This window comes from Nostoc sp., from assembly GCF_036917355.1.
Taxonomy (GTDB): domain Bacteria; phylum Cyanobacteriota; class Cyanobacteriia; order Cyanobacteriales; family Nostocaceae; genus Nostoc.
Window position 1 is genome coordinate 1 of sequence record NZ_JBALDP010000040.1, and the last position, 19,477, is coordinate 19,477.

Annotated in this window: 14 protein-coding genes; 8 read left to right on the plus strand and 6 right to left on the minus strand. The window is 44.3% G+C overall.

All coding sequences use genetic code 11. The annotated features are described in order from the left end of the window. Positions 1–357: 357 nt before the first annotated feature. The 6 genes from hemF (at position 358) to hemL (ending at position 7,007) form a co-directional block, all read left to right on the plus strand. On the plus strand, positions 358–1,395 hold the full coding sequence (gene hemF, locus V7K53_RS11735) for an oxygen-dependent coproporphyrinogen oxidase (protein WP_099103267.1): 1,038 nt from the start codon (positions 358–360) through the stop codon (positions 1,393–1,395). Between the two features lie 70 nt (positions 1,396–1,465). Further along, the gene (locus V7K53_RS11740) at positions 1,466–2,671 is read left to right on the plus strand and encodes an ABC exporter membrane fusion protein (RefSeq protein WP_335197685.1); all 1,206 of its coding nucleotides are present in this window, start codon (positions 1,466–1,468) and stop codon (positions 2,669–2,671) included. A gap of 148 nt (positions 2,672–2,819) precedes the next feature. Next, entirely contained in the window at positions 2,820–4,007 is a 1,188-nt protein-coding gene (gene devC, locus V7K53_RS11745) for an ABC transporter permease DevC (protein WP_335197686.1), read from the plus strand. 105 nt (positions 4,008–4,112) lie between these two features. Further along, positions 4,113–4,868, plus strand: coding sequence for a DevA family ABC transporter ATP-binding protein (locus tag V7K53_RS11750; protein WP_335197687.1), 756 nt, complete (start codon positions 4,113–4,115; stop codon positions 4,866–4,868). Between the two features lie 60 nt (positions 4,869–4,928). Then, on the plus strand, positions 4,929–5,510 hold the full coding sequence (locus tag V7K53_RS11755; protein ID WP_335197689.1) for an SOUL family heme-binding protein: 582 nt from the start codon (positions 4,929–4,931) through the stop codon (positions 5,508–5,510). Between the two features lie 198 nt (positions 5,511–5,708). Beyond that, positions 5,709–7,007, plus strand: a complete 1,299-nt coding sequence (gene hemL / locus V7K53_RS11760; protein ID WP_442940483.1) for a glutamate-1-semialdehyde 2,1-aminomutase — start codon at positions 5,709–5,711, stop codon at positions 7,005–7,007. A 127-nt stretch (positions 7,008–7,134) separates the two neighbouring features. Here the strand turns inward: hemL and V7K53_RS11765 are convergent, their stop codons facing one another. The 5 genes from V7K53_RS11765 to V7K53_RS11785 all read right to left on the minus strand — a co-directional run bounded on the left by V7K53_RS11765 (position 7,135) and on the right by V7K53_RS11785 (position 15,222). Further along, the gene (locus V7K53_RS11765; RefSeq protein ID WP_335197690.1) at positions 7,135–10,668 is read right to left on the minus strand and encodes an NB-ARC domain-containing protein; all 3,534 of its coding nucleotides are present in this window, start codon (positions 10,666–10,668) and stop codon (positions 7,135–7,137) included. A gap of 176 nt (positions 10,669–10,844) precedes the next feature. Continuing rightward, positions 10,845–12,098 (minus strand): exonuclease SbcCD subunit D, encoded by a 1,254-nt coding sequence (locus V7K53_RS11770; RefSeq protein WP_335197692.1) that lies wholly within the window; start codon positions 12,096–12,098, stop codon positions 10,845–10,847. Between the two features lie 15 nt (positions 12,099–12,113). Then, the gene (locus V7K53_RS11775) at positions 12,114–12,302 is read right to left on the minus strand and encodes a hypothetical protein (protein ID WP_335197693.1); all 189 of its coding nucleotides are present in this window, start codon (positions 12,300–12,302) and stop codon (positions 12,114–12,116) included. Continuing rightward, positions 12,284–13,009, minus strand: coding sequence for a phosphoadenosine phosphosulfate reductase (gene cysH / locus V7K53_RS11780; protein WP_335197695.1), 726 nt, complete (start codon positions 13,007–13,009; stop codon positions 12,284–12,286). Before cysH ends, V7K53_RS11775 begins: the two co-directional genes overlap by 19 nt. Positions 13,010–13,632: 623 nt before the next feature. Further along, positions 13,633–15,222, minus strand: coding sequence for a DHA2 family efflux MFS transporter permease subunit (locus V7K53_RS11785; protein ID WP_335197696.1), 1,590 nt, complete (start codon positions 15,220–15,222; stop codon positions 13,633–13,635). 277 nt (positions 15,223–15,499) lie between these two features. Here V7K53_RS11785 and V7K53_RS11790 point away from each other — a divergent pair, with 277 nt between their 5' ends. After that, a complete protein-coding gene (locus tag V7K53_RS11790; RefSeq protein ID WP_335197697.1) occupies positions 15,500–16,102 on the plus strand; it encodes a TetR/AcrR family transcriptional regulator in 603 nt (200 codons plus the stop codon). A gap of 205 nt (positions 16,103–16,307) precedes the next feature. On the opposite strand, the gene patD is transcribed toward V7K53_RS11790, so the two are convergent. Then, entirely contained in the window at positions 16,308–16,661 is a 354-nt protein-coding gene (gene patD, locus V7K53_RS11795) for a heterocyst frequency control protein PatD (RefSeq protein WP_335197698.1), read from the minus strand. Between the two features lie 323 nt (positions 16,662–16,984). Here patD and V7K53_RS11800 point away from each other — a divergent pair, with 323 nt between their 5' ends. Then, positions 16,985–19,255 (plus strand): RelA/SpoT family protein, encoded by a 2,271-nt coding sequence (locus V7K53_RS11800; protein WP_335197699.1) that lies wholly within the window; start codon positions 16,985–16,987, stop codon positions 19,253–19,255. Positions 19,256–19,477 lie beyond the last annotated feature (222 nt).

Consider the following 19,477-nt stretch of genomic DNA (forward strand, 5'->3'; position numbering starts at 1 on the left):
CTTTAATGCATTGACTTGTACCTTTAATGCATTGACCTGCACCTTTAATGCATCGACCTGCACCTTTAATGCATCGACCTGCACCTTTAATGCATTGACTTGTACCTTTAATGCATTGACCTGCACCTTTAATGCATCGACCTGCACCTTTAATGCATCGACCTGCACCTTTAATGCATCGACTAAGAATTTTAGATTTTAGATTATTTCGGTACTCCTGCACAGAAACACCTTGTTCCCTACGGTCACGGGCAGAGGTCAGGAATCAGAATTTCCTTGGAGCCTCCTGCCTCCTGCCCTCTGCCTTTCTTGGTTCAAATGTTCGTTATTAGGAAATAGGAAAAATAGGTTGATCTTATGAAGACTACTTTAACTCCTCAAGCAACTCAATCCAAATCTCTACCCCCAGTTGATGCCAAGACTAGAGTCAGTCAATTGATGCGACAGTTGCAAGACGAAATCTCTCAGGGTTTGCAACAGCTAGATGGCGGAGGCACGTTTCAGGAAGATACATGGGAACGACCTGAAGGGGGCGGTGGCAGATCCCGCGTTATCCGAGACGGTGCAGTATTCGAGCAAGGTGGAGTTAATTTCTCTGAAGTTTGGGGTTCTCACCTTCCGCCTTCAATCTTGGCACAACGCCCCGAAGCCGAGGGACATCAGTTTTATGCCACCGGAACTTCAATGGTATTGCATCCGCGCAATCCTTACGTGCCAACTGTTCATCTCAACTACCGCTACTTTGAAGCTGGCCCGGTTTGGTGGTTTGGCGGCGGCATCGATCTAACGCCTTACTATCCGTTTGCTGAAGATGCAGCCCATTTTCATTACACATTAAAGCAGGCTTGTGACGCGCACGATCCCGAATATTATTCAGTCTTTAAACCTTGGTGCGACGAGTATTTTTATCTGAAACATCGTCAAGAAATGCGGGGCATTGGCGGGATCTTTTTTGACTATCAGGACGGTCAAGGTCAGCTTTATCGAGGCCCCGATCCCAAAGGAGCAGCAGCAATCACCAGCGATCGCGTTGGCATACCAGCATCCCGCAATTGGGAAGAATTATTTGCATTCGTGCAGGATTGTGGTAAAGCTTTTTTACCTGCTTACACGCCAATTGTCAAGCGGCGGCAGTCAATGGAGTATGGCGATCGCGAACGTAATTTTCAATTATATCGGCGCGGACGCTACGTTGAATTCAATTTAGTTTACGATCGCGGCACGATTTTCGGTCTGCAAACTAACGGGCGCACCGAGTCAATTTTGATGTCTTTACCTCCATTAGTGCGTTGGGAGTACGGCTATCAACCCGAACCAAACACCCCAGAAGCCGAGTTATACCAAGTATTCTTAAAGCCTCAAGATTGGGCAAGCCTGACATCGCTTCTGGTTTAACTTTTGCCGTCAAACCGTTGCTTGCCTGCTTTACGTTACTCAAGTCCTCACTGAAATTTGAAGGATTGACATGAATTTACAATTGCTCTCGAAACCTTCAAAGCAATGGACACTGGCTGTAGTTGTCGGTGGTACCGCCCTTACAGGAATTATCGCTTTCTATGGTATTTCTCAATCAAATTCTCAATCAAAACCAACCAGCAAACCCGTTGAAGTTGTGCAAACCAGACCAAAGATTGAGGAAATTACCGCTTTAGGACGGATAGAACCAGCAACGGAAGTCATCAAAGTATCCGTACCTGCTACCTTAAGCAACGATCGCGTAGCCCAACTACTCGTACAGCGTGGCGGTAGTGTTAAAGCAGGTCAAGCGATCGCCATTATGGATTCGCGCGATCGGCTGCAAAATGCTCTACTCGAAGCACAAGCACAAGTTAAAGTATCCCAGGCAGAGTTAGCCAAGGTGCAAGCTGGCGCAAAATCTGGAGAGATTGCCGCCCAAAAAGCTGAAATCGATCGCCTTGAAGAAGAGTTAAAGGGCGAAACAGCTACTAGAGATGCCACTATCTCTCGCTGGCAAGCCGAAGTCAAAACTGCCAATAGTGAGTACAATCGCTATTCCTCGCTTTACCAAAACGGAGCGATTTCTGCTGTGGAAGTAGATCGAAAACAACTTGCTCTGGAAACAGCGCAAGCACAGCTTACCGAAGCGAGAGCTAACCAAAATAAGAGTGTAGATACTCTACGGCAGCAGATCGAGCAAGCTAAGGCAACCCTAAATAAGATTGCTGAGGTACGTCCGGTAGACGTGCAAGCAGCAGATGCCGAAGTTAATAAAGCGATCGCCGCAGTCAAAAAGGCTGAAGCCGATCTCGCAGAAGTTTATATTCGCGCCCCTATAGCAGGTCGCATTCTCGATATTAAGGCCAAACCCGGAGAAGTTGTTGGTGAGAAAGGCATTGCCGAACTCGGACAAACTAGCTCGATGCAAGCGATCGCAGAGATATATCAAACTGATATTGGCAAAGTTCGTGAAGGTCAACAGGTAACGATTTCGAGTGAGTCTTTTTCCCCAGAGTTGCGCGGAACCGTTCGGCTCATTGGGCTACAGGTGATCCAACAAGAAGTAACTAGCGGCGAACCTGGAGAAAACCTCGATCGCAAAGTCATTGAAGTGAGAATTGCACTCGATCCCCAAGATAGCAAACGAGTTGCGAACTTAACTAATTTGCAAGTACAGGTTGCCATTCAGCCAAATAACAATATCAACCAATAAGAGGCAACAGGCAAAATTAATACTAATTCTCAAAAATAATGCGACAAATAGACCATTTTGTAGAGACGCGATGAATCGCGTCTTCACTTCACCCAAGGATGTGTTTCTTAAATTTTGAATTTATAATTTTGAATTGGAGCGAAGCGACTTGACTATCCAAGCATTTATATTCGGTAAATTATTTCGTAAAACCCCACTTGCTTGGCGGCAAATGAGCCGTCAAAAAACTCGTTTATTAGTTGCAATAGCAGGAATTGCCTTTGCTGATTTTCTGATGTTTTTTCAACTGGGAGTTAGAGATGCACTCTTTGATTCGCAAGTTACCCCCTATACCACACTTAAAGGAGATTTATTTTTAGTCAATAAACTGTCTGATAACTTGCAATCTATCAAAAGTTTTTCCAGAAATAAGCTCTATAAAATAGCAGGTGTTAACGGTGTAAAATCCTTGGCGACGCTATATGTGGGTCAAGCATCGTGGCGAAATCCTGAAAATCGAGCTAGCCGTAAAATTTTCGTCTACGGAATCGATCCGAATCAGCCAGCATTTGACTTACCAGAACTCGATCGACAATTGAATAAACTGAAGTTATTAAATAGAGCATTGTTTGACAGAGCCGGATTGGTTCCTCAGCTTGGGGACGTTCCTAGTTTACTGAAAAAACAGAATCCGCTTTCTGTTCAAGCTAACGATTATCAAATTCAAATAGTTGGATTATTTAAGCTCGGTTCTTCTTTTTCTGCTGATGGCAATCTGATCGTCAGCGATTCTACCTTTTTACGGCTCTTTCCCCAACGCCAAGCAAACGAAATCGATCTGGGTATTGTTGACGTAGAACCAAATGCCTCGATCGAGCAGATCCAGGCTGATTTGCGAGCCAAGCTACCGGATGATTTACTGGTACTAAACCTAGATGAATTCACTGCTCGTGAAAGTGCATATTGGTCTACAGGCTCCTCTATTGGCCCGACTTTTAACCTTGGTGTTGCAATTGGTTTTTTAGTCGGAGCAGTTATCGTTTATCAAATTCTCTATACTGATGTCTCCGATCATTTGCCCGAATACGCAACGTTAAAAGCAATGGGTTACAGCGATATATATCTGATTGGAGTTATCGCTCAAGAGGCTTTTATTTTAGCGGTTTTAGGCTTTCTTCCAGGTTTTTTGCTATCGAGTGGATTTTACATCTTTTTTCAATCCGTGACGTTTTTACCGACTACGATGAAACTAGCTCGTGCGGGAACTGTGCTAATTTTGACTTTCGTCATGTGTATTGGAGCCGGAGCGATCGCTATGCAAAAGTTACGAGCAGCCGATCCGGCTGATATCTTCTAAGTTTTGAGCAATGAGTGATGAATTTTGAGTTGAAGTTTAGAAAAATATCGCATTTCAAAACTCATAGTTTTCTAGAACCTAGTCCAAACTTACGGTTTAACTCTCATGTTGCAAGAAATTAGTCTCGATCAAAGTTCAAAACTCAAAACTCAAAACACTTCCCAAAAACCCGTTATTTCAGTTTGCCATCTCGATTACTACTTCGGTCGGGGAGAACTCTGCAAGCAAGTCTTGTTTGATATTAATCTCGACATTTATTCTGGAGAGATTGTGATTATGACTGGGCCATCCGGTTCTGGTAAAACCACCTTACTAACATTAATAGGTGGATTGAGATCCGCTCAAGAAGGCAACCTTAAAGTTTTGGGACAGGAAATATCTGGGGCTAATAAGCGGCAACTGATGCAAGTGCGGCGGCAGATTGGTTATATTTTTCAAGCACACAATTTGTTGACTTTCTTAACAGCAAAGCAGAATGTCCGAATGTCTTTGGAACTACATGATGAGTACCTAAAGCAAGATATCGATCGGCTGGCAACGGATACTCTGAAAAGTGTTGGTTTAGGCGATCGCATCGATTATTATGCAGACAGTCTTTCTGGAGGGCAAAAGCAGCGAGTTGCGATCGCTCGTGCCCTTGTCAGTCGTCCTAAAATTGTTCTTGCCGACGAACCTACTGCTGCTCTCGATAAAAAGTCAGGTCGCGATGTTGTAGATATCATGCAGCGTCTAGCTAAAGAGCAGGGTTGCACTATTTTACTCGTCACTCACGATAATCGAATTCTCGATATTGCCGATCGCATCATCCACATGGAAGATGGACGGTTAGTACAAGAAGTGGGAAAACAAGGAACTATCTAATTTGGCTAGTGAGAACGTGATTTTTTATTGGCATTAATTTTAGCTATTTGTGAAAGTCTTATGAGTCAAACTGAAGAACCAAAATATTGCGTATTGCAATCTTATGATGATATTGAAATCCGGCAATACGAGCCAAAAATTGTTGCTGAAACAGTCATTCAAGCTGAAAGAGATCGAGCAAACAAGGCTGCATTTTCGATTCTTGCCGCTTACATATTTGGTGAAAACACGTCTGTAACAAAAATTGCCATGACTGCACCTGTCACGCAATCCCAGCCAAATGAAAAAATCGCTATGACTGCGCCTGTCATTCAACAAGAAGCGGGAGAAAATCTTGCCACAAGCGATCGGGCTACTTGGGCGGTACAGTTCGCGATGCCCTCACAATATACGCTGGCAACGCTGCCAAAACCAAAAGACTCTCGCATTACTATCAAAGAAATTCCCAGCAACAAAGTAGCGGCAATCCATTTTTCTGGTCTAGCTGGGGATGAACAATTGCAGGAAAACGAAGCCAAATTATCTGCTTTTCTGGCTCGGCAAGGTATCGAGACAAAAGGTAAAGCGATTTATGCTTTCTATGACTCTCCGTTCATCTTGCCCGCATTCAGACGCAATGAAGTCATGCTCGAATTGAAATAATAGACTTCTTGCAAAAGTCGGGGGAAAGGGTAAAGAAACTCAAAATCCTTTCCCTTTAACCTTTACCCTTTTCCCTAAGAGCGCAAAAACATATTTTTGCAAGAGGTCTAATATCTGCACCTTTTGCTTGTCACTCTTAATAACTAGATTCTCGCTCTTCGCGATCGCATCAGATCAAATATCTCAGGAGAAAAAATTATGATTGCAACGACTCGCTTAAAAACCACCCAATCAGAGGAAATCTTTGCTGCTGCCCAAAAATTAATGCCAGGAGGAGTTAGTTCCCCTGTGCGGGCTTTCAAATCTGTTGGTGGACAGCCAATCGTATTCGATCGCGTCCTTGGCGCTTACATCTGGGATGTAGATGGCAATCAATATATCGATTATGTTGGCAGTTGGGGGCCAGCTATCTGCGGTCACACTCATCCTGAAGTCATTGCTGCTCTGCACGATGCCCTGCATAAAGGAACTAGCTTCGGTGCGCCCTGCTATCTAGAAAATGTACTGGCACAGATGGTAATCGATGCTGTTCCCAGTATCGAGATGGTGCGTTTTGTCAACTCCGGCACGGAAGCTTGTATGGCTGTTCTTCGTCTGATGCGAGCTTTTACGGGGCGGGAGAAAGCAATCAAGTTTGAAGGCTGCTACCACGGACACGCCGATATGTTTCTCGTTAAAGCTGGCTCTGGTATTGCCACTCTCGGCTTGCCCGATTCTCCTGGTGTACCCAAATCCGTGACTAGCAACACGCTGACCGCTCCTTTCAACGATTTAGAAGCAGTAAAAGTATTGTTCGAGCAAAATCCCGGTGAAATTGCTGGTGTAATTCTTGAACCTGTTGTTGGCAATGCAGGTTTTATTCCACCTGATGCGGGTTTTCTTGAAGGTTTGCGAAAACTGACGCAAGAACATGGAGCGCTGCTGGTATTTGATGAAGTGATGACAGGCTTTCGGATCGCTTACGGTGGAGCGCAGGAGAAATTTGGTGTTATTCCTGACTTAACTACCTTAGGTAAGGTGATCGGCGGCGGTCTGCCAGTCGGCGCTTATGGTGGTCGCCAAGAAATTATGTCGATGGTTGCTCCAGCCGGAAACGTGTATCAAGCCGGAACGCTTTCGGGCAATCCACTGGCAATGACGGCAGGGATCAAGACGTTAGAGTTGTTACAACGACCTGGAACTTACGAGCATCTCGATCGCATTACAAAGCGACTTACAGAGGGGATGCTGGAGATTGCTAAAGAAACAGGTCATGCTGCCTGCGGTGGTCAGATTAGCGGGATGTTTGGTTTCTTCTTTAACGAAAGCCCGGTTCGCAATTATGAGGATGCTAAGAAGTCTGACTTAAGTAAATTTGCTCGTTTCCATCGCGGGATGTTAGAGCATGGAGTTTATTTAGCTCCATCTCAATTTGAAGCCGGATTTACTTCTTTAGCTCATACCGAAGCAGACATCGATCGCACCCTCGAAGCAGCCCGAACAGTCATGTCTCAGTGAACTTCTTGCAAAAGTCGGGGTAAAGGGGAAGGGGTAAAGGGGAAAAAAACTCACAATCTTTTCCCTTTAACCTTTACCCTTTCCCCGCCAGGTGAACTTGGCGAACTACTAGGCTAATGGTTTGAGCTTAGATAACTGCTCCTAAAGAGGTCAACGTGGCAGTTGCCGCCTCAGTTAAACCTTTAACTCCGACAATATTCATTTGCTCATAGGGCTTACTCGCTCTCATGGTTTTTAAGCATTTGCCTGCTACGATATCCCAAAGTTTAATCGTTTCATCGTCACCGCCACTAACCAAGGTTTGGTTATCTGGACTAAAGGCAACTGACCAAACCAAGCCTGTATGTCCGTGCAAAACTTTCAAACACTCACCCGTACACACATCCCACAACTTAATTGTCAGATCGTGACTCGTGCTAGCCAGTATCTTGCCATCAGGGCTAAAGGCGATCGATTGCAACCAGTTTGTGTCTGCTTGCAAAACATTGAGGCACTCACCCGTGTGCGGATTCCACAGCCTGATTGTTCGATCTGGACTAGCACTTGCCAGGATATTACCATCAGGGGCGATCGCAATTGCCCAAATCCAACTCGTGTGTCCTGCCAACGTTCTGAGGCAGTTACCCGTGGTAATATCCCATAACTTGATCGTTTGATCCCAGGAGCCACTCGCCAATATTTCTCCTTGAGAGATGAAGGCAACTGACCAAACCGCAGCATTATGTCCCTGTAAGGTTCTTAAGGTTCGACCTGAACGAACGTCCCATAATTTTATAGTACAGTCCTCACTGCCACTTGCGATCGTCTGGCTATCTGGACTAAAGGCAATCGACAAAACTGCTGCGCGATGTCCTTGTAAAGTTCTTAAGGTTTTACCTGAAGGAACATCCCATATTTTTAGTGTTTTATCTACACTACTGCTGACTAGGATATTTCCTTCATGATTAAAGATAACTGAATGAACCGAGTTGGAATGTCCTTTTAACACTTGGAGGCATTCACCAGTCGCGGTATCCCATAACCTCACAGTGCGATCGCGGCTGCTACTAGCAAACATTTGACCAATGCTTGGTAAACTAGCACCAACAGGACTAAAGGTAACAGAGAGTATTTGATTGGTATATCCTTGTAGGGTCTTGAGGCATTCACCTGTATCGACACTCCATAGCTTCACGGTTTGATCGTGTCCACCGCTAGCCAAAAGCTTGCCTTGGGGACTGAAGGCAACTGCAAACACCCAACTGAAATGTCCTTGAAGTGTTTTGAAACATTCACCCGTATCGACATCCCATAACTTCACGGTATGATCGTGCCCACCGCTAGCTAAAAGATCGCCTTGCGGACTGAAGTCCACTGAAAAAACTCGATTTGAATGCCCCAGAAGTGTTTTAAGACATTCACCCGTTTGAGTTTTCCATAGCCTAATAGTGTGATCCTCGCTGCCACTTGCCAGTATTTCACCATCTGGACTGAGGGTTATTGACCGTATTCCACTATTATGATGTTTTTCAAACGTTTGCATACACTTTCCAGTGTTGATATCCCACACTTTAACAGTGCGATCGTCACTACCACTCAACAGTTGAGTATCTCCCCTAAAGACAACAGATAGTACCCAACTAAGATGATGTCCCTGGAGTGTTTTGAAGCATTCTCCAGTGCTGCTATTCCATAGCTTCACGGTGCAGTCATCGCTGCCACTTGCTAATGTGCAATTATCTTGGCTAAATGCAACCGACCAAACCTCATTTGTATGCCCTTCTAAGGTGCGAAGGCACTGACCAGTACTAACATCCCATAGCTTTATTGTGTAATCTGTGCTACCGCTAGCGAGAATCTTACCATCAGGGCTGAACGTCAGTGATGTTACCCAACTTTTATGTCGCGTGCAGATGAAGACTGGTTGCACATCGCTAACTTGGTAAAGATGAATTTCTCCATTACTGTCACCTACCGCCAGAAGTTCTCCATCAGGACTAAAGGCTACCGCATGAATAGCACCAAAGGTTTCAGTAAACGTACACTTCGCTAGATGGGTGTAAGCAAAATTCGTATTTTGCAAATTTACATCTCGTAGGTCAGCCTGCCAAATGCTGAGGCCAGAGAAATCATAGCCTGTTAAATTAGTTCCTAGCTGATTGAGTAAGTTAAGAATATTACCTGCTACATATCCCGGCTCCAAGGGTGATTTCTCTCGCTGTTTAAGTAAGATTTGAGTCAGTTCATATTCCAAGTTTTTTTTACCTTGCAACAGTGGAATTAATCGGTTGATTACGGCATAGAGAATGAGACGAATTTGAGTCTCTCTGATATAGTCTTTGGCAGTGGCTTTGATCAGAGCATGGCTTCTAAAAAGCGAAAACTCCTGCTTAACAATCTCCTCACAAACTTGCTCAACCAAGCGACTTGTCACATACTCCATCACGACTGGCTGTAGGGTGAAGCAGGCTGTATCTCGTTCGATGAGCGATCGCCGTCCCAAAGATTCCAGCGTTTCAATTAAATTGAGTTGGGGAAAAGGCGATACTAAATCTTCTCGTAATTTGGAGAGGGTTACTGGTTCCCGATTAATCGCTAGCCAGTACATTACATCTTTTCCCTCATCAGATAAACGCTCAAATTGCTGCTCTAATAGATCGCGAAGATCGCCAAATACGGTGGTTTCTTCTTTTAAAAACTCAGAAATATAACCATCAAATAAATCTTGAATCGTAGTTGCCACAATTTTTAAGGCTAAGGCATTGCCCCCATAGCGTTTGACCAGTGCGTTAAATTGAGTTTCTGAACCCTTGAGCCTCTTACTCTTAAGAATTTCCTCTCCCTCTCCTTCTTTGAGTCCACCCAATCTCAAAGTTCGCACTGGCAAAGCTTCTCCTTCTAGAGAGGCAACCTCTTTAGGTTTTTCTCGCGTTGTGAGTAGCAAGCAACTCTGGTGGTCTGATTTACCTACTCGTTTGAGGAGTTCGCCATACTGCTCATATCCAAGGTTATATTGTCCTGCTCGACTTCCACCACGTAACACAGCATCTACATTATCGAACACGACCAAGCAGCGCATTTCCTTAAAGTAGTTAAGCAGCAGGGAAATCTTATCATTAACGCTTTCCGGCAATTCTGCCTCAGTTTCTTGCTCGTCAGACAGAAACTGAATGATGCTACCCAAGAATGTATCAATGGGTGGAGCGTCATACAGCGATCGCCAGACAATACAATCAAATTTGTCCTGCATTAGTTCTGCCAATTTGATCGACAGACTAGTTTTCCCGACTCCACCCATTCCGAGAATGGTCACTAATCGACAGCTATCCTTCAGCAACCACTCATCCAGAGTACTGAGTTCTTCTGTACGTCCGTAAAATGCTAAGACAGAAACAGCTTCCCCCCAATCTTGACGGCAATTGGGGTCTGAGGTCGAATAGTAGCCTTCGCATAGGCGGCTATCAAAACCAAGAAAGAGAGCCTCAAGTGTTCGCTTGTCAACTCCCTTCCTACGGTTCAAAACTTTTCTAATTGTTAGAGGGTCTAAGTTAGTGCGGTAGCTTAACTCTTCAAGAGTGAATCTCTTGCCAAAATTATCTCGAAACTCAAACTTGTGCCTTGCTTCCTCAAACTTCTGTAAACCAACAGAAGTGAGTATAACTCCGCGCTTGCGTCTTAGCATACTCAAATTCCTCTACAGACAAAGATAGATTTAGCACAGAACTTAAGTACTTTTTCACCCAATGTTATTTTAGATTACTTACCCGCTTATAATCCACGTGTAAATCTGACGTTGCTGGTCAATTTCAGCAAAGATATCTATTAACTGTGGAGTATAGTCAATTAATTGGCTTTATCCTACTCATTAGTTGCTGCTTCCAGCCAAACTTCCACTTCATCTGCTAGCAACTTCTGCGCTGCATCCATCATTGAGGTTGCGATATCTTTCAGGTCTTCGCGATTATTCAAGTAAGTTTTCAACGCTTCCATTGGGTCGATGCTGCTACTCGCACTCAATTCAGGAATCCGGGGCCTAGCTAATTGACTCACTAATTCTGCTTGAATAGTGTAGGTGTGAGCAGGACTTAAAGCAGTATGTAGAGAGGAACTGTCAATTAAATCCATCTGTTCAGAGCGGAGTTTGTAAATTAGCCGCACTACAGCATCTTGAATATCATACTTGGCGATCGCTTTCATTAACATCACTTGCGGCTCATCTGCTTTCGAGATATCCACCTCAATGGTTTGGAAAGTCCGAACTGTTAAGGCACAAAATTCCCACTCAGCGCTTCCCCGCTCCAGTTCCAGCATCACATAGCCTTTGTCTTCCTTTTCTTCGCTAAAATCTACCCGTTCAATACTCCCTGGATAAATCACCGGTGGGTTGTTAGATTTATTCAAATTTTGATGGCGGTGGACGTGTCCCAACGCTACATAATCAAAACAAGGTCGTGTCAGCAAAGATAGGGGCAGAGTAAAGCCTTTACCCACCGCCAAAAAGCGTTCTGCGCCCAAGGTTGCATTGTCAGCCATCAAGTGAGCCAAAAGGATAGTAGGCACATTGGGGTCAAGACGGCGAACTTCCCCCTCTAGCACAACTCGCAGACGTTCCGTTAATAGTTGGTTGACTTCCGCCAAAGACAAACCTTCAGTCTCTTGGCGAGTCATCAAAGTCGAACGAGTCAGCCAAGGCAGAGTAATTACTTGCACTTTGCCATTACGGGTTTCGATGCAGTGAGTAGTTACTGTGTCACCGACAACAAACCCTGGCACTCCCAAAGTGCGGTAAATATTTAAACTCGCCCCTCCCTGCCCTTGAGAGTGTTGGTCATGGTTGCCTACCAACAACACTGTGGGAATATTGGCATCCATGAGACGGCGAAACTGGCTAGCAAAAGCTTGCTGTACATAAGGCGGTGGTGTAGCATCTGGGAAAGCATCGCCACCAAATATCACCATATCGACGGTATCTGTCAGCGCTCGGTCAATACATATAGAGAGAGTATTGACAAAATCCTCCAACCGTGTGTTTAATCCAGTCGCGGGATTAATTCGTCCGTGGGAGAAGCCGCTTCCCATGTGGATGTCAGAGAGATGAAGGATTTTAATCATATTTGTCCTTTGTTCTTAGTCATTTGTCCTTTGTCTAATACTAATGACTAATACTTCTCTACGAGAGGCTACGCTAACGGCTTCTCTACGAGACACTACGCGAACGCGGTAGTTGAATCTCGACTTCGCTCGATTACCGCGCAGTCGAAACTCAGTACAAGTGACAAATGACCACTGACCAATGACTAAATATGAATTCCGCATTCTGTTTTATCACTTCCCCGCCAGCGTCCGGCGCGTTCGTCTTCGCCTTCGCCTACTTTGGTGGTGATGGGTTGGTCGCCGATGCTGGGATAACCTTGGTCGTGGAGGGGGTTGTAGATGACTCCATGTTCAGCCACATAAACCCAGCTGTCTTGACGTGTCCAAGTAGCTATGGGATTTACTTTCAGCCGACCTTTACCGTCTAATTCAAATATGGGCATATTTGCACGGGTTACTGCTTGATCCCGGCGGCGTCCGGTAATCCAAGCGACGCTGTTGAGTTCGTCTAAACCCCGTAGCAGTGGTTCAATTTTTGTAATGTGGTGGAATTTGGCAATATCCTTGTCCCAGAGTTTATCGCCGTATTTGGCTTCAAAGGCTTCGCGGGTTTCTACGTCTGGAGTTTTGAAAGTTTGCAAATCTAGGTTATAGATTTGTTTGGCTTTGGCTACCAATTCTAGGCTTTCAGGGAAGTGGTGCAAGGTGTCCAGAAAGATTACAGGAACGGGATGCTTCAGTTCAGTGTACAGAATATGAGTAATTATCATGTCATCCACGTTAAAGGCGCTTGTTTGCACCAGTCCCGTTGGGATATTTTCAATAGACCATGCCAGTATGTCTTTGGGAGTGGCACTTTCAAATTGCTCGTTTAATTTGTCTAAGTCAAAAGCGATCGCTTGGTTTCTAGATGCCGTGGAGACTGTCATGATAATCTTCTATTCAAATATTTCTACCTTGACTAAGATCGATCTTACTGTATTAAGACGCGTATTCCGCTCGGAGATAAGGTAATTATTTTGTGCGGAAATTACTACATTTTGGAAATGGGGAATAGGGAATGGGCACAAGGGGATAAGAAAAATAACCATGTACGATGCCCAGTAAAAATTATTACATAAGCATAAATGAAGTATTTACTAAGAAAGTTTAAGGTAATTTAAGTTTTATAATACTTTTATAGATATTTATACTGATTTTGATATGGTTAAGGAACTATTAATAAAAGGGATTTTACTTAAATGAACAACGCAAAATTCAGCAATCCATTAGGCCAGTCTATAATTATGGGCGCTTTAATGATGTTAACCAGCGTTGGGGTTATTACAATAATGAACTTTTTCTAAGATCAAGATTTCTCATTTTAGCAATAAGACTTCATATAGTCCCGCTCAAAACTGAGTGGGACTTTTGCTTTTTTCATCCAGATCAATCAGTGTGTATGAATTTTCGCCTGTGACTTTCGGCAGAGAATAATTCTGAAGCCGTGTTATTACGCAGTTTTGCAGTCAGAGAATTTAGAATAGGGATGCGATCGCTATTTACCTTACTCCTAGTGACCGACTGGCGCTTTCGCTCCTGCACCGCCTTTACCCAGAAATAACAACAGAGGTAATGAGCAAAGAAACCCTATCCCTACCACTCGAAAGCAATCTGCGTAAGATAAAACCGCAGCTTGAATATCTACTGTTTGACTCAATAAAGCTAGTGCTTGTTGTTGTGCTGTTGCCGCATCCATACCTTGACCTTGGAGTGCCCCGTTGAGTAAGTCGAGACGCTGACTGGTTTCTGGGTCATAAGGGCTAAGTTTTGTTAACAGCATGGCTCGATGAAAAACCTGTCGTCGGTCAAGCAGAGTAGTAAGTAGGGCAATGCCGATACTGCCACCTAGTTGTCGGGTAAGGTTGTAGAAACCAGAACCGGCAGAAACATCTTGTTTAGGTAGCGGGCCTAAAACTGCCAAACTCAAAGGCAGAAACATCAACACAGTAAAAGCCCCACGCCATACCAATGGCCAAAATAAATCATCTATGCCAGTTTGCGGGGTAATTGCTGCGAGTTGAAACATGACTCCAGACGATCCCACAGCGCCCATTGCAATTAAAAATCGGGCATCAATTTTACTAGACAGTTTGCCTAATAAAACCATAACGATCGCAGACGCTAAAGCACCAGGCGCTAACAATAGTCCTGTCTGCGTCGCCGTAAAGTGCAGCACACTCTGAGCAAATATCGGCACAGCAAAGAGTGTGCCATAAAGCCCCATACCCACCACTGCTGAGAGAACGCTTCCCGCAGCTAAAGAACGGTGGCGCAAAACTCTTAAATCCACAGCAGGGTGATCTGTTTTCACTTCTTGCCAAATAAACAATCCCAAGCCGATAATACTGGCGATCGCTAATGTGGTGATGAAACTGGAAGAAAACCAATCCTCTTTCTCTCCTTCCTCTAACAAAGTTTGCATACAGCCAATAGCAATCACCAAAAACCCAATCCCAAACCAATCGACAGCTTGGCTTTGTGTCTTGCTTTTGTCTTTGTCTTTGGGCAAAAATACCACTGACATCGCCACTGCAACGATCCCGAAGGGAATATTAACAAAGAAAATCCACCGCCAGCCTAAACCATCTACCAAAAATCCCCCTAAAGTTGGGCCGATGGCTGGGCCAGCAATTACACCTACACCAAAAACTGCCTGTGCTAAACCTTGTTCAGCAGGTGGAAAAGTCTCGAACAAAATCGCTTGGGCTTTAGCTAGCAATCCGCCACCACACAAACCTTGAAGAATTCGAGAAAAAACTAGCATCGGCAGATTAAATGCCAAACCGCATAAAACCGAGGCCAGGGTGAAACCAATCAACGAGAAAATAAAGTAGGTTTTGCGTCCAAAGTAATCTCCCAGCCATGCAGATAAGGGAATTAAGACGACATTTGCGATCGCATATCCAGTTACCACCCAACCTACTTCACTAACAGTTGCACCCAAACTGGCCTGTATATCTGTCAGGGCAACGTTAACAATACTAGTATCAATTACTTCTAGTATCGCACCCAGAGAAGCCGTAAAAGCGATCGCCCACTTCAATGGGCCGTGGACATAACCAAATTCGTCAAAACTAGAACCTTTAATGTTGGTAGCCATTATTTAGCAAAAATAATATTTGGGAGATGTCAAGCAATGCCAAAGCTAAAATTAAGTATTGTATATATACGCTACGGTAGCGTATCATATAAAAACGGTCAAGAGAGTTTTTCCTGAAAAGCGGCAGAAATACCTATGCTAAAGATGGATAGTCATTGCTGCTGTTTTAGTGCATGAGAATTGGGTTATGAGGCTTATTTTCTTTCTCAGAAGCTATGTTCTATGCCCAAAAGTAGAAGCCAATGTCCAAAAAGATATTGCTTGGGGATGATATTTTATGAGTAAGCAAATCAACAGCACCTCTGGACGCCCACGCAGCATCCATGCCGACCAAGCGATTTTGCAAGCAACTTTGGATTTGCTTGCAGAGGTAGGATATGAAAGCATGAGTATAGAAGCGATCGCTTCTCGTGCTGGAGTTGGTAAAACAACCATCTATCGGCGTTACACTTCCAAAGAAGAACTAGTTGCAGACGCGATAGAAAGTCTCAGAGATGATTTGGCGATCCCCGATACCGACAGCTTTTGGGGAGACATGGATATCCTGATTAATAATGCCGCTAAAAAAATAGATAGTCCCCTTGGTCGCCAGACACTTGCACTGATTGTTAGTACAGCGTCTAGCAATCCTCAATTTGCCGAGGTTTACTGGACAAAGTATACAAAACTCCGACGTGAAGCTTTTTCTAAAATACTTGAGCGTGCCAAGTCTAGAGGCGAAATTCACAAGGACGCAGACGTAGAATTAATTATCGACCTTGTAAGCGGTTCACTATATTATGCACTGATTTTCAAACCCACAACTGAGCCAGTAGAAGCATACATGCGCCGCACTATGAATCTTCTCCTCAAAGGTATAGGTATTGGGAATGGGGCATAGGGTATGGGGAATGGGGAACAGGGCATGGGGAATGCGAACAAGACTAAGATAAGCTTCCTTAGATCAGAACTTTACAGGGACAACGAGAATAACCAATGCTCAATGCCCAATGCCCAATGCCCCATTCAACTTGTTAGCAAAATAACTTTCCATCATAGGTCATAAATGAGATGATGGAGGCATTAGAGAAAAAGGTGAACAATTGTTATTTTTCTCCTTCCGCTTCTGGTTTCAGAATGGCATCACAGTATTCAATGAGAGTTGTCAAGCGATCGCTAATCGTTTTAAGTCTCGTTTGTACAGTAGATGCTTGCCGCGCTCCTTGCAAAAACATCACATCTATTGCCAAAAGGCGCAATTGCTTGCTCATCTCCGTTTGATAAGACTGCACTCGCCAGTTTTCATCAGCCAAAGGCACAATCTGTTGCCCAAAAAATTGCTGCAACGTGGCTACACGCTGCCGCAGTTCTGGCGCAACGATTTGGGTAGTTGTGGCATCGGAGCGTAATTGCTCTAATAAAGTTACGAATGCCAGATATTTCTCACGGTTTAAAGACATCCAGTGCTAGTTAAGATAGTATTAATGTCAAGTAATTTTTCTTCTACAATAAACTTTCTTAAACACTTATCAGCACTAAAAGCCTCAAATCTTGATTTGGGGCTTTGTTTGCCATCAATGGATTTTCTTTCTTTAACGATCCTTGAAACTCAAACTGGATGACTACCAGACGCTTCTGCCTAGCTAACGCTGTGCTATTGCAATTGGAGAAATCCTTACACTGCTTTTTTCACCCGTTTTTGGGCAACAGCATCTTTTCAGGGTGATGCTGCTAGTTTTATTTATCATTCACTTATCTACCGATCCATTCAAACCCAAATTGTATGAGCAGTATAGCGATAAATTCATCAGTTGACCTTGCCATTCCCGAATGGTTAAAAAAATGTTTGAAGGAGTCATCGACAACTAGCGGCGCAGGGGAAGATGACCGAAGGCATAATGATGCCGTCTTAATTGGTCGAGCATTTGAATTTGCTTACCAGCTGCATCAAGGTCAATACCGCAAATCGGGAGAACCATACATCGCCCATCCCATTGCTGTGGCTGAATTGCTGCGTGACTTGGGAGGCAGTGCTGCTATGATAGCAGCTGGATTTCTCCATGATGTCGTTGAAGATACAGAAGTTACAAGTCAAGAAATAGAAGAACGCTTTGGCGCAGAAGTGCGGCAATTGGTTGAAGGCGTCACCAAGCTTTCTAAAATCAATTTCACCAGCAAAACCGAAAGTCAAGCTGAAAATTTCCGGCGGATGTTTTTGGCAATGGCGCAAGATATTCGGGTAATTGTGGTGAAATTGGCAGATCGTTTGCATAATATGCGAACTTTACAATATATGTCAGAGGCCAGCCGCCGCCGCAGTGCCCAGGAAACACGAGATATATTCGCACCTTTAGCCAATCGCTTGGGGATTTGGCGAATTAAATGGGAACTGGAAGATTTGGCTTTTAAGTATTTGGAACCAGAAGCTTTTCGCCAAATGCAAGAGCATGTTTCCGAAAAACGGACGGCGCGAGAAGAGAAGTTGGCCAAAGCTACAGATATTTTGCGAGAACGTTTGCAGCAAGCCGGAATCCACTTTCAGGATATTAGCGGTCGTCCCAAACATCTTTATAGCATTTATCAAAAAATGCACCGCCAGCAAAAGGAATTTCATGAAATTTACGATTTGGCAGCGCTGCGGATTATTGTTCAAACCAATGAAGAGTGCTATCGGGCGTTGGCGGTGGTTCATGATGCTTTTCGCCCAATTCCTGGGAGATTTAAGGACTATATTGGACTGCCAAAGCCTAACCGTTACCAGTCATTGCATACTGGGGTGATTGGATTAACTGGCCGTCCTTTGGAAGTGCAAATTCGGACAATCGAAATGCATCATATTGCCGAGTATGGGATTGCCGCCCATTGGAAGTATAAAGAAACAGGTGGTTCTAGCATTAGCCATTTGACAGGCACAGATGACAAGTTTACTTGGCTGCGGCAACTGCTGGAATGGCAAACCGATCTTAAGGATGCCCAAGAATATCTTGATAGCGTCAAAGATAATCTATTTGAAGATGATGTCTATGTCTTCACCCCTAAGGGGGATGTTGTTCCTTTAAGTCCTGGTGCTACCACTGTAGATTTTGCTTATCGCATTCATACAGAAGTCGGAAACCACTGTTCAGGGGCGCGGGTGAATGGGCGAATGGTGCCACTGTCAACGCGGTTGCACAATGGCGATATTGTAGAAGTTCTCACCCAAAAGAACTGCCATCCGAGTTTGGATTGGTTGAACTTTGTCAGAACTTCGGCGGCGAAATATCGGATTAAACAATGGTACAAGCGATCGCGCCGGGAAGAAAATGTCGCCCGTGGACGGGAATTGTTAGAAAAAGAACTTGGTAAAACTGGTTTTGATAGTTTACTGAAGTCGGATGCGATGCAGATTGTCGCCGAAAAGTGTAACTACCACAGCGTGGAAGATTTACTCGCTGGTTTGGGTTATGGAGAAATTACGTTGAACCTAGTGCTAAATCGCTGGCGAGAAGTAGCAAAGGGACAACAACCAGTTGCCACTGTGTCACCATTTATCCCCAAAGAAGCAGCGACATCAAAAGCTTTGCGAGATGCACCTCCGACTACCTCACGTTCCACTGATTCGCCAATTTTTGGAGTGGAAGGTTTGGTATATTATTTAGCTGGGTGTTGTACCCCGATTCCTGGCGAACCAATTATTGGTGTGGTGACGCGAGGTAGGGGGATTTCAATACATCGCCAAGGCTGCCATAATCTCGAAACTGTGGAGTATGAACGCTTAGTACCAGTTAGGTGGAACCCAGCCGCCGAAAGTAGTGGTCGTCCGCATACATACCCAGTAGATGTTCAAATTGAAGCTCTGGATCGCGTAGGAGTGCTAAAAGATATTTTGTCACGGTTAAGCGATCAAGGGATCAACGTCCGTCATGCCCAGGTGAAAACCTCTAGTGGTCAACCAGCATTGATCGACTTAGGAATAGATATACGCGATCGCTCTCAACTAGAGCAAGTCTTCGTCCAAATTAAGAAAATGAGCGACATTTTGAATATCCGCCGCGTCGGTCAAATTGACGAGTAACAGGGGTATTAGTATCCCCATAACCAAAAACCTTCTCTTGCTTACCTAGCAGCCTGTCTGGGAACTCAATATTGCGGCTATAAACTGCGTCTAAAGAGATAAAATCTTCCCTGGCAGGTTCGTCAACTATTGATTTGAACTATCATGAGTGATATTATTCTTGCGATCTAGACAATAATGAATAAAATCTTCCCTGGCGGGTTCGTCAACGATTTTTTGATT

What these genes read in the sequence shown, in the direction of transcription:
- V7K53_RS11770 (WP_335197692.1), bottom strand. Translation starts at nt 12,098, where the DNA reads ATGATTAAAATCCTTCATCTCTCTGACATCCACATGGGAAGCGGCTTC.
- V7K53_RS11740 (WP_335197685.1), top strand. Translation starts at nt 1,466, where the DNA reads ATGAATTTACAATTGCTCTCGAAACCTTCAAAGCAATGGACACTGGCT.
- V7K53_RS11800 (WP_335197699.1), top strand. Translation starts at nt 16,985, where the DNA reads ATGAGCAGTATAGCGATAAATTCATCAGTTGACCTTGCCATTCCCGAA.
- hemL (WP_442940483.1), top strand. Translation starts at nt 5,709, where the DNA reads ATGATTGCAACGACTCGCTTAAAAACCACCCAATCAGAGGAAATCTTT.
- patD (WP_335197698.1), bottom strand. Translation starts at nt 16,661, where the DNA reads ATGTCTTTAAACCGTGAGAAATATCTGGCATTCGTAACTTTATTAGAG.
- cysH (WP_335197695.1), bottom strand. Translation starts at nt 13,009, where the DNA reads ATGACAGTCTCCACGGCATCTAGAAACCAAGCGATCGCTTTTGACTTA.
- V7K53_RS11785 (WP_335197696.1), bottom strand. Translation starts at nt 15,222, where the DNA reads ATGGCTACCAACATTAAAGGTTCTAGTTTTGACGAATTTGGTTATGTC.
- V7K53_RS11765 (WP_335197690.1), bottom strand. Translation starts at nt 10,668, where the DNA reads ATGCTAAGACGCAAGCGCGGAGTTATACTCACTTCTGTTGGTTTACAG.
- V7K53_RS11775 (WP_335197693.1), bottom strand. Translation starts at nt 12,302, where the DNA reads ATGCGGAATTCATATTTAGTCATTGGTCAGTGGTCATTTGTCACTTGT.
- V7K53_RS11790 (WP_335197697.1), top strand. Translation starts at nt 15,500, where the DNA reads ATGAGTAAGCAAATCAACAGCACCTCTGGACGCCCACGCAGCATCCAT.
- V7K53_RS11750 (WP_335197687.1), top strand. Translation starts at nt 4,113, where the DNA reads ATGTTGCAAGAAATTAGTCTCGATCAAAGTTCAAAACTCAAAACTCAA.
- hemF (WP_099103267.1), top strand. Translation starts at nt 358, where the DNA reads ATGAAGACTACTTTAACTCCTCAAGCAACTCAATCCAAATCTCTACCC.
- V7K53_RS11755 (WP_335197689.1), top strand. Translation starts at nt 4,929, where the DNA reads ATGAGTCAAACTGAAGAACCAAAATATTGCGTATTGCAATCTTATGAT.